14 protein-coding genes are annotated in these 13,798 nt (G+C 57.0%); 7 read left to right on the top strand and 7 right to left on the bottom strand.

Annotated features, from left to right (window positions below):
- Window positions 1-168 precede the first annotated feature (168 nt).
- The 4 genes from EV681_RS06465 to EV681_RS06450 all read right to left on the bottom strand — a co-directional run bounded on the left by EV681_RS06465 (window position 169) and on the right by EV681_RS06450 (window position 5,070).
- Window positions 169-1,575 carry an FAD-binding oxidoreductase gene (locus EV681_RS06465; protein WP_130303551.1) on the bottom strand — a complete coding sequence of 469 codons (1,407 nt, stop codon included), beginning with the start codon at window positions 1,573-1,575 and terminating at the stop codon, window positions 169-171.
- Window positions 1,576-1,667: 92 nt separating this feature from the next.
- Window positions 1,668-2,438, bottom strand: a complete 771-nt coding sequence (locus EV681_RS06460; protein ID WP_128395255.1) for a FadR/GntR family transcriptional regulator — start codon at window positions 2,436-2,438, stop codon at window positions 1,668-1,670.
- Window positions 2,439-2,889: 451 nt separating this feature from the next.
- Complete coding sequence (locus EV681_RS06455; RefSeq protein ID WP_130303550.1) at window positions 2,890-4,401, bottom strand: MFS transporter; 1,512 nt, start codon at window positions 4,399-4,401, stop codon at window positions 2,890-2,892.
- 168 nt (window positions 4,402-4,569) lie between these two features.
- Window positions 4,570-5,070 (bottom strand): peroxiredoxin, encoded by a 501-nt coding sequence (locus tag EV681_RS06450; protein ID WP_128395253.1) that lies wholly within the window; start codon window positions 5,068-5,070, stop codon window positions 4,570-4,572.
- 269 nt (window positions 5,071-5,339) lie between these two features.
- Between EV681_RS06450 and moaC the strand changes: the two genes are divergently transcribed.
- The 5 genes from moaC (at window position 5,340) to EV681_RS06425 (ending at window position 8,615) form a co-directional block, all read left to right on the top strand.
- Complete coding sequence (gene moaC / locus EV681_RS06445) at window positions 5,340-5,867, top strand: cyclic pyranopterin monophosphate synthase MoaC (protein WP_128395252.1); 528 nt, start codon at window positions 5,340-5,342, stop codon at window positions 5,865-5,867.
- Window positions 5,860-6,099 carry a molybdopterin converting factor subunit 1 gene (moaD, locus tag EV681_RS06440; RefSeq protein ID WP_128395251.1) on the top strand — a complete coding sequence of 80 codons (240 nt, stop codon included), beginning with the start codon at window positions 5,860-5,862 and terminating at the stop codon, window positions 6,097-6,099. The genes moaC and moaD overlap by 8 nt, the downstream gene beginning before the upstream one ends.
- A gap of 1 nt (window position 6,100) precedes the next feature.
- Window positions 6,101-6,607, top strand: coding sequence for a molybdenum cofactor biosynthesis protein MoaE (locus tag EV681_RS06435; RefSeq protein ID WP_128395250.1), 507 nt, complete (start codon window positions 6,101-6,103; stop codon window positions 6,605-6,607).
- Window positions 6,604-7,128 carry a molybdenum cofactor synthesis domain-containing protein gene (locus EV681_RS06430; protein WP_128395249.1) on the top strand — a complete coding sequence of 175 codons (525 nt, stop codon included), beginning with the start codon at window positions 6,604-6,606 and terminating at the stop codon, window positions 7,126-7,128. Before EV681_RS06435 ends, EV681_RS06430 begins: the two co-directional genes overlap by 4 nt.
- A gap of 278 nt (window positions 7,129-7,406) precedes the next feature.
- On the top strand, window positions 7,407-8,615 hold the full coding sequence (locus tag EV681_RS06425) for a molybdopterin molybdotransferase MoeA (RefSeq protein WP_130303549.1): 1,209 nt from the start codon (window positions 7,407-7,409) through the stop codon (window positions 8,613-8,615).
- 47 nt (window positions 8,616-8,662) lie between these two features.
- On the opposite strand, the gene mobA is transcribed toward EV681_RS06425, so the two are convergent.
- From mobA to EV681_RS06410, 3 genes are read right to left on the bottom strand one after another with little or no spacing between them, the layout of a single operon-like run.
- The gene (mobA, locus tag EV681_RS06420; RefSeq protein WP_130303548.1) at window positions 8,663-9,289 is read right to left on the bottom strand and encodes a molybdenum cofactor guanylyltransferase MobA; all 627 of its coding nucleotides are present in this window, start codon (window positions 9,287-9,289) and stop codon (window positions 8,663-8,665) included.
- 2 nt (window positions 9,290-9,291) lie between these two features.
- Complete coding sequence (gene moaA / locus EV681_RS06415) at window positions 9,292-10,389, bottom strand: GTP 3',8-cyclase MoaA (RefSeq protein ID WP_130303547.1); 1,098 nt, start codon at window positions 10,387-10,389, stop codon at window positions 9,292-9,294.
- On the bottom strand, window positions 10,382-11,458 hold the full coding sequence (locus tag EV681_RS06410; RefSeq protein WP_128395245.1) for a substrate-binding domain-containing protein: 1,077 nt from the start codon (window positions 11,456-11,458) through the stop codon (window positions 10,382-10,384). Before EV681_RS06410 ends, moaA begins: the two co-directional genes overlap by 8 nt.
- Window positions 11,459-11,661: 203 nt before the next feature.
- On the opposite strand from EV681_RS06410, the gene EV681_RS06405 reads away from it, so the two are divergent.
- Together EV681_RS06405 and EV681_RS06400 are read left to right on the top strand one after the other, a co-directional pair.
- The gene (locus EV681_RS06405; RefSeq protein ID WP_130303546.1) at window positions 11,662-12,213 is read left to right on the top strand and encodes a formate dehydrogenase subunit gamma; all 552 of its coding nucleotides are present in this window, start codon (window positions 11,662-11,664) and stop codon (window positions 12,211-12,213) included.
- On the top strand, window positions 12,210-13,769 hold the full coding sequence (locus EV681_RS06400) for a formate dehydrogenase beta subunit (protein WP_130303545.1): 1,560 nt from the start codon (window positions 12,210-12,212) through the stop codon (window positions 13,767-13,769). Before EV681_RS06405 ends, EV681_RS06400 begins: the two co-directional genes overlap by 4 nt.
- Window positions 13,770-13,798 lie beyond the last annotated feature (29 nt).

The raw sequence follows: 13,798 nt of genomic DNA, 5'->3' as shown, positions 1-13,798 counted from the left end.
GGCTGCGCTGGCAGAACGCCTGCGGTAACCTGCGGTAAAAAAACGGCACCGCCAAAAAATTGGACTAAGAAACCAATCTTTGGCGGTGCCGTTGGGCTTGCTGCCCGTTTTTATATCAGACAGAAAGTCAGCCAGAACGCATGCACGGCTGGTCAGTGTTGTTGCCGGCTACAGCACTTTGCCTGGATTCATGATGCCATGAGGGTCAAATACCTGCTTTATCTGGCGCATTAATTTCAATTGCAATGGATCCTTATGATGCAAAAAGGCATGACGCTTCAATTGCCCTATACCGTGTTCTGCACTAATGCTGCCACCATACGCCATAACTTCGTCGAACACGGCGTCTGCGATCCGGGTCTCCCATTCGGCCGCCCAAGTCTTGTCCGCCCCTTGCGGACGCGACACGTTATAGTGCAAATTACCATCGCCGAAATGACCGAAAATAAACAGCCTGCAATCGGGGCTGACCTTGCGCAGCTGCGCTTGCGCGGTGTTGACAAACTCCGGAATGCGCTCAATGGGCAATGAGATATCGTGCTTCAGATGCGGGCCGTCGGCGCGCTGCGCTTCGGAAATTTCTTCACGCAAGCGCCATAGCGCCTGCAGTTGCGCCAGTGAGGCAGATACCGCCGCATCCGCACACAGTTCCTGTTCCAGCGCCTGGCCGATGACCTCTTCCAGCAATTGGCTCAGCGCCTGCTCATTGGCCGTATCGGCCAGCTCGATAAGCACATAGGCAGGATGCCGGTCGCCAAAAGGCAATTGCACCCCTTCGACGTGTGTCAGCACCAAATCCAGGCAGGCGTCGGTGAAGAACTCAAAGGCCTGCAGCCGCGGCCCGCAGGCGCCAAACACCAGGCGAAACAATTCCAGCGCCTGCTGCTCGGACTCGACTGCTGCCAGCACCACACTACGGACATGCGTTGGCGCATGCAGCCGGAGTGCAACCGCGGTAATCACGCCCAGCGTGCCCTCGGAACCGATAAGCAACTGCTTCAGGTCATAGCCGGTATTATCCTTGCGCAAAGTCTGCAGGCCATTGAAAATCTCTCCATCCGGCAGCACGGCTTCGATGCCCAATACCAGCTCGCGCGCCATACCGTAACGCACCACGTTGACGCCACCGGCATTGGTTGCCACATTGCCGCCAATGTGTGATGAGTCTTCTGCCGCCAGACTGAGCGGCAACAGGCGATCCTGCTCCTGGGCAGCGCGTCGCAGATTGCCCAGAATGCAGCCGGCATCGGCCACCAACGTATTGGCAATGGTGTCAATGGCGCGGATGTTGTTCATGCGGTCCAGAGACAGAATAATGTTGTCGGGACCCGCATCGGGCGTGGCGGCCCCGCAAAGCCCGGTATTGCCGCCGCGCGTCACGACCGGCACTTTGTACTGACTGCACAGACGCATACACTGTGCAACCTGTTCAGTAGAAACCGGGCGCACCACCGCCTGGGCATTGCCTTTATACACACCGCGCCAGTCGCTCAGCCATGGTTCGATGATGGCTGCCTCGGTCTGCACCACGTCTGGCCCCAGCGCAGCCTGCAATTTTTCAAGAAACTCCTGCATTGTCTTTCCTAATATGGTTGAAGCCAACTGCGACAGTTGCATGTGTTGCAGTCAGTGTGATTACGAAAATAATAAATTCCTGGTTCTGTGCCTTAGCTGCCGGTCTTGCGCGAGAGCGCACTGGTATCCAGCCCCAACCGTTCACTGGCCTTGCGCAGATGGGTCTGGGCACGGCTGCGGGCCAGTTCCGGATCGCGCTGACGCATGGCCTCCAGCACCTGCTCATGCTCGGCATGCACCTGTCTGGACAATGGGCTATGGGCCGGCTCTCGCTTGTCCGGGTGCGAGGCCTGCTGCGTCTGTAATGCCTGCTCCGTCTTCAGTGTATGGACCCTGGCTGCGTGTACACTCTGTCGCCACTGCCTTGCCAGGTAAGCCAGCAAGTCACGATAATGCGGGTTATGCGTTGCCTCGGCAATCGCCCGGTGAAACCCCACATCCCACTCCAGCGCTTCTTCAGGCTGGTGCAGGCTTTTTTCCAGCGATCGCAAAATATGCTGCATATTGCGCAAATCTTCGGTGGTCGCCCTGACGGCAGCCAATGCCGCCGCAGCGCCTTCGATTTCAAAACGCAATTCATAAATATGGCGCAAGGCATCGCGATCCACCATTTCCGGCACCGGCAATTGAAAACCTTCATTGACATCGCGGCTGAGCACCATGCAACCGGCGCCCTGCCGGGTACGCACCAGCCCCTTGGTCCGTAAACGTTCGGTCGCCTCGCGGATAACCGCGGCGCTGACGGAAAACTCTGCCGCCAGCAACTTGCCCGACGGCAGTTTAGTCCCCACAGGGTATTCGCCATCGGCAATGCGCTGCATCAGCGCCTGGGCTACGCGGTCGGTCAGCGTTGAAGTTGTCATTTGCATGGCATAAATATATCAGGTTATCTGATAACTTTTTTGGATTTTCGGCCTGCTGGGAAAATTTTCTCTAGGCGAGTGCCTGGCCCTGGGGACAAGTCAAAGTATGGTTTGCAACAGATGTCATGAGACCGGACGAGACCTGCCGCTATTGCCCTTTGCGCCGGGCCCTGACAGGCCAGGCCCGACGGCGACGTTCTGGCCGCCGTGGTTGTAATATTACATTTGTAGTTTGCAGAGAAACATAGGGATGGCCAGACCGGTTGCAGGACCGGGCGCGTTACGCCACGCACCGCAGGCATATCATATCGATGAAGCGCTTCGTTCGTGGCAATGATCGCCCGCGCCTGAAGACCAACGATCCAGAGGGCGCGATGTGTTTCCCCGCGCTGCAGATGTCATTATTGAACGCAGCATCGTGCGACATGTTGCCCGACGCGCCGGACAAAAACTACGATTTTTTAACCGGCGGCTCTGTCGGATGCGCACCATCAGATGCCCTTTCGTCCGCCCCTTCGTCTGCCACACCTTCGTCTGCGGCACCTTGGTCTGTTGCTTCTTTGCCCTCGGCCTCTTGCTCTGACACGTCTTCTCCGGCCATGGACAGATCTTCGTCTGCCACAGAGTGATCCGTATCGGCGCGCTGCGGCAGGTTCAGTTCAGTAATCGGGTCGCCAGCCTGGATAATATCCAGTACTTTTTCCATCGCTTGTGCGTCAGATGAAATATCAATCGATTCATCAACACGCGGATCCAGCGCAGTTGCCATGGGAGAGGCCGGAACGTTAACCGACATGGGCACAAAGGGCTCGGGATCCACCTTGTAGGTGCCCTTGACTTTCTCCTTGCGTACAAAGATCACCAGCGAAAAGGCCGCCAGCGACGTATAGATATAGAACATGGGCGCGCCGCCTATGTCCATCAGCTTACCAACCAGCAGCGGGCCAAGGCTGGCGCCAACGCCATAGGTCATCAGCAACACGCCGCTTAAGCCGACACGCAGCGACGGATCGACGTGTTCATTGGCAAAAGCGGTCGCCAGCGGATAAATCGTAAACTGCAGGACGCCAAAGATCGCCACCATCACCAGCATCAACGGATACGGCAGATGCCAGTAGCCGTAAAGCGGGATGGTCAGCAGCCCCAGCAAAAGGGCATTGACGCGAATCATGTTCAGGCGATAAATGCGATCGGACAACCAGCCCATCGGCCACTGCGACAGCAAGCCCGCCATGACTGAGACCGACAGAAACACCGCAACCTGGTCGGTATCCATGCCCTCTTTACTGGCATACACCGGCCCCAGGCCGTAAAAGGAACCGGTAATACTGCCCGCCACAAAGAGCACGAACATGGACATCGGCACCAGTCGAATAAACACTTTGAGTTTGATCGGCGCATGCACCTGCAAGGCCGGGTGGCTGCGCCGCGTAATGGCCACCGGAATCAGACACAGCGCCATGGACATGGCAACCACATTGAGCGTGGTCAGATCTTCCGGCGAGAAAAACGACACGGTCATCTGGCCAAACACCAGACCCAGGCCGGACATGACCATATAAAAGGCGAAAACGCTGCCGCGCTGTTTCTGGTCGGCCTGATCATTAAGCCAGCTCTCCAGCACCATATATTGCGTGACCATGGTCGCGCCGGTCAGGAAACGCAAAAATACCCAGACTGGCAACAGGGGAGTAATTGTCTGGGCCAGCACCAGCACCGTCACCATCGCCGCTGAAATCGCATAGGCACGGATATGCCCCACGCGCTGCACCAGCTTGTGCCCGAAACGCGCGCCCAGTACCTGGCCGGTGTAAAAAGCGGCAATCAGCAAACCGATCCAGACCTGGCTGACCCCCTCTGCTGTCAGGTGCAACGCGATGAATGTGTTGTACAGACCCGTGCCGAGCGACATGAGCAATGTCGCAAGATACAGAGAGAAAAAAGACAGAAAAAGGCTGATCATTCTGACCCGACGAAAAAGACGGACGATAAAAAAACAACAAAGGTAATAAAAATGAAACTGCCTGCAGCCGGCCCGTTCAAGTGCGGCCGGCGGTCCTGCGATAACCACTGCAATAAAGGCTACGTCTTTGACGGCCGACGCAACCCGCAGCGCCGGCCCGATGATGCTTTATAGCTGGGAGAGGATCGTCTGGGTGCCACTGATTTTGTATTCACCACCCTCTTCGACGTTCAACTGCTTGACCACGCCATCTTCCAGGATGGCCGAATAACGACGTGAACGCACGCCCAGGCCACGCGCAATAAGATCCAGCTCCAGGCCCAACTCTGTTGTCCAGGTGGCAGCGCCATCGGCCAGCAAACGGATAATACCGGTTGCGCCGGTATCGCGCCCCCAGGCGCCCATCACGAAAGCATCGTTAACGGCCACACACCAGATTTCATCCACGCCTTTGGCCTTGATCTGCTCTGCATCACGAATAAAATCAACCACATGCTTGGTCGTGCAGGTCGGCGTGAAGGCGCCAGGTACGGCAAAAAGCACTATTTTCTTGCCTTTGACCAGTTCAGACACCTTGAAGGCCTGCGGGCCACTCTGGCCATTATCTGTGCTTTCGATGAACTCTGTAAGTGTACCTTCGGGTACCCGATCTCCAATGCTGATTGTCATATTGACTCCTGTCTGATTTAAGCAAATGCGTGTGCAGTTAGTGTAACACCTGGCTTCGCAGCAAAGGGTAAATCCCCCATGAGCCCTGCGTCCATACCCTAACATTTTCCTGTGACACAAATACCTACACCGGTAGGGGCGTTTTTCACAACGAGCACAAATACAGGTATAGTTATTGGATACCGCGTTCGCACCATGAAACTGCCATCACGACAGTACGGTTGCACGGTTCCATTTTTATTTTTGCGGTCCCGGACCGCTTATTGCGCATGAAAAAAACATCTGTCGTTTCCGATACTCCGGCCAAGGCCGATTCCGCCGCATCGGCACTTAGCCATCTGGACGAAGCCGGTCAGGTCCGCATGGTTGACGTACTGGGCAAGACTGCCACCGCGCGCACTGCAGTGGCACGCAGCGTTGTACGCATGACGCCCCGCTCCTATGCTGCGCTCAATGCAGCGGAAAACAGCAAGGGCGAAGTGCTCAATACGGCCCGCGTTGCCGGTGTGCTGGCCGCCAAGCGCTGCGCCGAACTGATCCCCATGTGTCATAGCCTGCCGCTGACGTTCGCAGGGATCGACTTTGCCCTGGACGATCAGACGCAGTGCGTCACCATCCGCGCGACCTGTCGCAGCGACTATAAAACCGGCGTCGAAATGGAAGCGCTCACCGCCTGTTCGATTGCCGCGCTCACCATTTATGACATGTGCAAGGCCGCTGACAAAGGCATTATTATTGAAGACACCCGACTTGAATATAAATCGGGTGGCAAGAGTGGAGAATGGCGTTGTGATTAATATTCTGTATTTCGCCCGCATTGCCGAGCTCACCGGCAAGCGTACTGAACAACTGGCTTTGCCCGCCCCGGTTGCCGTCAACACATGGCTGGCGCAACTGCATGAGACATACCCGGCGCTCAAGGATATCGGCGTACTCAAAGTAGCGGTCAATAAAAAACATGCTCAGGCCGACACCCTTATTCATGATCGCGATGAAGTAGCGATCTTCGAGCCCGTGACCGGAGGTTGACATGATCGCAGTACAGCACGCCGATTTCGATGCCGGACAACTGATTCGCGAACTGCACGAACGCAGTCAGGGTCAGGCCGGCGCCGTGGCCTCCTTCGTGGGCTATGTGCGCGATTACTCGGCATCGCAGCCGACGCAGGAACTTTTTCTTGAACATTACCCGGGCATGTGCGAGCAGGAACTGGCCGATATTGCACAACAAGCCATGCAGCGCTGGGATATTGTCCAAAGTACCATCGTGCACCGGGTAGGCGCCCTGTCACGCCAGCAACAGATCGTTTTCGTTGGCATTGCCAGCGCCCATCGCGGCGATGCCTTTGCCGCCTGCGAGTACATCATGGATGCGCTCAAAACCCGCGCGCCTTTCTGGAAGCGGGAAACGCTGGCCGATGGCAAGGCATTCTGGGTGCAGGCGCGCAGCGCCGACCAGCAGCGCCTGGAGAAATGGACCGAGCCGCAAGACAACACAGCGCAAGCAAGAACACCTGAGCAGGACGGACATAAATGAAGTCGCTTACAGAAAACGACAACAAAGTGGCATTGCATATTGCGATTCTGACCATCCACGACACTCGTACCCAGGAAAACGACAGCTCGGGCCGCTATCTGGCCCAAGCCGTTGCCGACAGCGGACACAAAGTAGCAGGACAGGCCATTTGCCCGGATAACCGATACGCCATCCGCAAGCATTTATCCGACTGGATCCTGGATGAAAATATTCACGCCATTATTACCAATGGCGGCACGGGCATGCGCGACAGGAACGCCACGCTGGCGGCCGTCACCCCCTTGCTCGATACGCAAATTGCCGGTTTTGGCGAGTTGTTCCGCGCCTATTCATTTGCCGACATTGGCTCGTCGGGCCTGCAATCGAACGCCCTGGGCGGCAAGGCCAACAACACCCTGATCTTCTGCCTGCCAGGCTCGAGCGGCGCCTGTCGCCTGGGCTGGGAAAAAATTCTGCGCGAGCAATTCGACAGCCACCACCAGCCCTGCAATTTCGCATCAGCTTATGCCAAGCGTGATTAAAACGTGATCGACATCAGGCCATAATGGCAATTGCGATAAAAGGCTCGAAACCTACGGGCAAGCGGCTGCGGTCAGCCCACGACACAGCATGCAAGGGAAGCAGCGCCGCGCTGCGCGGACCGTTTTTTTACCGCGTTGCGGTTATGTCGTCAACAGCCCGGTTGCATATGACGACCAGGACCGGCACAATTGCGCTGGCCATCAGTCCCGCCATTGCCATCACTTATGCCCTATTCCGTACATTACATATTTGAGAAATGACCACAGGAAACGCCACCATGCTCGATTTTGATACTGCCCAGCAGCGGCTGCTGGATCTGCCCATCGCCGACATCCCAGTGGAAACCATCAGCCTGCAACAGGCGCAGGGACGCGTGCTCGCACAGGATGTCGTGGCTACACTGGACATGCCCTCTGCCGACAACAGCTCAATGGATGGTTACGCATTGCGCCTGCAGGACTATGTTCCCGGCTCGAGCCTGCCCGTGCAACAGCGTGTATTTGCCGGACAGGCGCCGCAACCGCAGGAGCCCGGGAAAATCTCCCGCATTTTTACCGGCAGCCTGATTCCCGAGGGTGCCGATACGGTCGTCATACAAGAGGTGTGCAGCGAAGAAGACGGACAGGTCACGATCACGCAAGCTCCCGTTAAAAACCAGAATATTCGCCGCCAGGGTGAAGATACCCGCTCCGGCAGCGTATTGCTGGAGCAAGGCACGGTACTGGGCGCCGCCGAGATCGGCCTTATTGCCACCCAGGGCATTGCCACGCTGACGGTCTATCGCCGGCTCAAGGTAGGTATTCTGACGACCGGCGATGAGCTGGTACCCGTGGGGCAATCACGGCAATCGTCACAGATTTTCAATTCCAATGCGCCCATGCTGACCGCGCTGTTTCATACCCTGGGTGCACAGGTTGAACATGTCCTGCATGCCATGGACGATATGGATGCAACACGCGAAGCATTAAATACCCTGTTTGCCGACTGCGATCTGGTTATCAGTGTCGGCGGCGTATCGGTGGGTGAAAAGGATCTGGTCAAGCCTGCGCTGGAAGCGCTGGGTGCCAGCCTGGATTTCTGGAAGGTGCGCATGAAGCCGGGTAAACCGGTAGCCCTGTCCAGCGTCAATAACGTCCCTGTGATCTGCCTGCCGGGCAACCCGGTCTCCGCGTATACCGTGCTGGCCGTGCTGGTTTCGCCACTGATCCGCAAGCTGCAGGGACGCAGGCAATGCCTGCCATCGCGGATTCAGGCCACGCTGAAAACCGACAGGGTTTTTAACGAAACCCGCGATGAGTTTCTGCGCGTTCGCATCACCCAGGACGAACAAACCGGGCTGCTCATGGCTGAACCCTATGAACGGCAGGGATCCGGCATGAGCTCGTCGCTGCCCTGGGCTAACGCCTTTGCTCGCGTGCCCGCAGTACAGAAATATACCGGGGGCGATCGCGTATGGGTCTACCCCAAGGAAGACTGGATTCGTTAAAAATGGGACCCATCATGGTGGCCATGGGCCACCTATTCATGCGGGCGCTAGTCGATTGCCGTCACGCTGGCCTGGGCAAGCGCCAATTCCTCTGGCGTATTGACATTCAAAAAAGCCTGGGCATGATCAAACACCACCCGCACCGCGTGCTGTGATTCCAGCCAGGGAAGCACAGCGCGGCGACCACCTTGCAGGTATTCCCGCACTGTGGCCAGCATGCTTGCATGCAACAGCAGACAGATGGAATGGTCGCGGGCGCCGGCGTGCGCAAAGGCAATCTGCCCCCCCTGGGCCATCAGCCCAGCATACAGCTGCGCCACATAATCATCCGGCAGCGCCGGCATATCGCATCCGGCCACAACCAGCCACGGCGTGTTTATATGAGGTGCCGCCGCAAGCAAACCGGCCAGCGGACCCTGGCTACCATCGAACTCAGCCGGGTCCTGTACGACCTGCCCGTATTTTCGGTACTGCTCCTGATTCTGGTTGGCGCTGATCAGCACGCTGGCCGCTTGTGGCCGCAGCGCCCGCAACACATATTCGATCAGGGGACGCGCATGCAGCCGGACCAGACCTTTGTCCACCCCGCCCAACCGCCGACCCTGGCCCCCGGCCAGTATCAGTGCCGTCACGTCCTGCGGCCGAAGTGGTGCCGGCTGTGGTATGGCGGTCATGTTCAGCCCCCGATATAACTCATTTCTATTTTTTCCCGCTTACCGCTTAGCTGGTCACGCAATTCGGAGTACCGATCGGCCCTGCCCGTCCAGATACCTGCCAGCGCACCTGCAATAGCGTGGTCTGTTGCGTCTGAGCGCAATAACGCGCGCAAGTCAAAGCCCTGGTCTGCGAACAGACAGGTAAACAACTTGCCTTCCGGCGACATGCGCAGACGGGTGCAGTCCCCACAGAATGCATGCGTCACACTTGTGATAAGACCCACCTCGCCGCCACCATCTTTGTAGCGCCAGCGCTTTGCGACTTCGCCCGGGTAGTTGGCATGCACCGGTTCCAGCTCGAATTTGGCCTGCAACTGTTGCAGGATTTCCCGGCCGCTGACCACATCTGTCATATCCCAGTGGTTGGTCACGCCAACATCCATAAATTCGATGAATCGCAGAATATGGCCGCTATGGCGAAAATACTCCGCCATCGGCGCAATCTGGTGTTCATTCACACCCTTTTTCACAACCATATTGATTTTGATCGGTGTAATGCCTGCCTGCTGCGCGGCGTCGATACCGGCCAGCACCTGGTCTACATGGATTTTGGTATCGCTCATCTGCCGGAACAGATCAGGATCAAGCGCATCCAGGCTAACGGTAATCCGTTCCAGCCCGGCGTCCCGCAACGGCACGGCCAGACGCTGCAGCAGCGTGCCGTTGGTGGTAAGTGCAATATCCAGCGGCTTATCTTCCAGATCCCTGATCTGGGCCAGCATGGCAATCAGGCGGGTCATTTCCTTGCGCAGCAGTGGTTCGCCACCTGTGATGCGCAACTTGTTTACACCTAACTGGGCAAAAAGGCGCGCCATGCGGGTAATTTCTTCAAACGACAGAATCTGGCTGTGCGGCAAAAACACATGATCGCTGCCAAACTGGTCACGCGGCATACAGTACGAGCAACGGAAATTGCATTTGTCGGTGATCGAGATGCGCAAGTCACGCAAGGCACGGCCCAGCTGGTCCACAACGGGGCGGCCGGGTATGTACTCCGCCTGCGGCAGGGGCCGCTGAGCTACCTTGCGGATATCGGAAATGGGAATAATGTTAGTCATTGAAGGCTTCGTCTAATGTCTGGATTTTGCCTGCCTCAGTTGCATCATACCCTACCAACTGCCCGAGAAATTGCAGATAATCCTGACTGCGCATGAAATGAATGAATTTTTCCACATTGATCTGCTGCAGACTATTGCGGTTCAGGGCGAAAAAATAGCGCTCGCGCACCAGCGGGATAAAGTCCAGACCGAAACGATGGGCCGCAGTCTGCACGCCAATGCCCACATCGGCCATGCCACTTGCAATATGGGCTGCGATGGCCATGTGCGTAAACTCGCTGTCTTCGAAACCACTGACTGATGAGGTCGGGATATTTTCTTCCTGCAACATCAGCCCCACCAGAAAACGTGTACTTGAACCCGGCTGACGATTCACAAACCGCACATCATCACGCGCCAGATCCCGGACCGACTGGATATTCTTCGGATTGCCCGGCTTGACGAACAGCCCGGTGTTCCGAATGGCCAGGTGAACCAGCAAATGCGTCTCGCCATTGAGCCAGGGCGAGTAACGGGCCAGGATCGGTTTTTCGAACTTGCCGATAGGCACCTGGAACCCGGCCAGCTCACACTCGTTCTGTTCCAGCGCCGCCAGCGCCTCTATGGCCGTGCGGTAGCGCAGCTCCAGAATAGGCAGCGGTGAATTCATGCGTTGCGTGAGCCCCTCCACCGCAAAGCCATGGCTGGCATGCAAGCGCACATTGGGCGTATGCTCCGGGATCAGCTTTTCCAGCTCTTCTTGTGATTCGGAGGCCAGGCTTTCCAGGGTCGGCGACAGTCGCGCCTGGATGCGCCGGTTGGCCCACACCAGCCGCTTGGCAAATTCGGACAGCTCTGTCCCCTTGCGCCGCTTGGTAATGAGCAGCGGCACCCCAAAAATCTCCTCAAACTGCCGCAACACGCCCCAGGCGTGACGATAGGAATGCCCACAAGTCTCGCTGGCCGCCACGATATTGCCGCTGATATCGATTTCAGCCAGCAAACCCAGCAGCATGGATAGCGACAGGGTTTTACCTTCCTGGGTATCGATGGTCCACTCAGGGTTTATCCTGATCGAAAACGGGTACATAGTGCAATCTCCCTTGGCAGTTTCACCACCATTATATGTGTTATTAATTTCATATTGAAAATATATCTGAAGTGGCTACTATTGAGGCTATAAGCACATTTGTCAAATGGGAATTTAACATCCCTGCACTTTGCGGTGCTGCAGCATTTTATTATGATGCCAATTACATATTAAACAGGCTCAAACACGTATCGGAGACAGCCATGTCCAAATCGGGCATTTCCTCGCCTTTCATTCAGTCGGTCGATAACAAGATCAGAAAGATGATTCCACTGACACCAGAGACGCCCAATTCGCGCGCCGTGTCGGCCAGCCTGGTCAAACTGGGCAATATGCCGGGCGCACTGTTGCCGGTGTTGCATGATATCCAGGATACACTGGGCTATATCCCGCCTGAGTGCGTCGACCAGATTGGACAGGCTTTGAATTTATCGCGCGCCGAAGTGCATGGTGTCATCACCTTCTACCCCCATTTTCACACCACGCCCAAGGGCGCAGTGCATATCGAAGTCTGTCGGGCCGAATCCTGTCAGGCCATGGGCTCAGCAAAGCTTGAAGCCCACATACGCGAGGCCACCGGCTGTGACATGAACAGCACCCGCGCCGATGGCCAGGTGTCTGTCGATGCAGTCTATTGCCTGGGACTGTGCGCACAGTCGCCCAATATCATGATCAACGGCGAACCCTGTGCGCATGTCACGCCGCAAGCGTTCGATGAACTGTATCGCGAACACACGGAGGCCGTCTCTGTATGACTATTCGAATCTTCATCCCCGCTGATGCTGCGGCCATTGCCGCTGGCGCCGAACGTGTGGTGGCAGCCATCAGCAAAGAGGCGGCGCAGCGCAATCAGGACATTACCGTGGTGCGCAACGGCTCGCGCGGGCTACTGTGGCTTGAACCCTTGATCGAAGTACAGACCGAAAATGGCCGCGTGGCCTATGGCCCGGTCAAGGCCAGCGATGTGCCGTCCCTGTTCAACGCCAATTTCCTGCAAGGCGGCCAGCATGCATTGGCCCACGGCCTCACCGAAGACATTCCTTTTCTGAAAAAACAGGAACGCCTGACCTTTGCGCGCGTAGGCATTACCGACCCTCTCTCCATCACAGACTACATGGCGCACGGTGGTTTTGCAGGCCTGAAAAAAGCCCTGACCATGGCGCCGGCCGATATCGTGCAGGAAGTAACCGATTCCGGCCTGCGTGGACGAGGCGGCGCTGCGTTTCCTACCGGCATCAAATGGAAAACCGTCCTGGGAACACCGGGACAGCAGAAATATGTCGTTTGCAATGCAGACGAAGGCGACTCGGGTACTTTCTCCGATCGCATGCTGATGGAAGGCGACCCGTTGTGCCTGATTGAAGGCATGACCATCGCCGGACTGGCAACCGATGCAACCTACGGCTACATCTATGTGCGCTCCGAATATCCGCACGCGATTGCAGCGTTGAACCGCGCCATCGCCGTGGCGACCGAAGCCAACTGGCTGGGACAAGACATCCAGGGCAGTGGCAAATCCTTTTCACTTGAAGTGCGCAAAGGCGCCGGCGCCTATATTTGCGGGGAAGAAACCTCGCTGCTGGACTCGCTCGAAGGCAAGCGCGGACTGGTCCGGGCCAAGCCGCCGCTGCCGGCCATCAAGGGCCTTTTCGGCAAACCCACGGTCATCAATAATGTGATATCGCTGGCGTCGGTTCCCTACATTCTTGCCGAAGGCGGCCAGGCTTATGCCAACTACGGGATGGGGCGTTCCAAAGGGACTCTGCCCTTTCAACTGGCGGGCAATATCCGCCAGGGCGGGCTGGTGGAAAAGGCCTTTGGTCTGACCTTGCGCGAACTGCTTTTTGATTACGGCGGCGGCAGCGCCAGTGGCCGGCCCATCAAAGCTGTACAGGTAGGCGGCCCGCTGGGCGCATACCTGCCGGAATCGCAATGGGATGTGCCCATGGATTACGAAGCCTATATGAAGGTGTCAGCCATGATCGGCCACGGCGGTATTGTCGCGTTCGACGACACCGCCAAAATGAACGATCTGGCGCGCTATGCCATGGAGTTCTGTGCCGTCGAGTCCTGTGGCAAATGCACCCCCTGTCGTATCGGTTCCACGCGCGGCACGGAAGTGATCGACCGGATTACCGCCAACGAAAATCGCGCAGAAAATGTCGAACTGCTGCGCGATCTGTGCGATACCATGCTGGGCGGCTCGCTGTGCGCCCTGGGTGGCATGACGCCCTATCCTGTATTGTCCGCCCTGCAGCACTTCCCTGCCGATTTTGGCATCGAAGCGAGCACAGAAACCGAACATTCATGAACCAAGAAATTTATCCGCTGCCGCAACAG

The organism is Advenella incenata, assembly GCF_004217095.1.
Classification (GTDB): Bacteria; Pseudomonadota; Gammaproteobacteria; order Burkholderiales; family Burkholderiaceae_B; genus Advenella; species Advenella incenata.
Note: the sequence above shows the minus strand (reverse complement) of the source record. Positions and strands in the feature narration are given on the sequence as shown.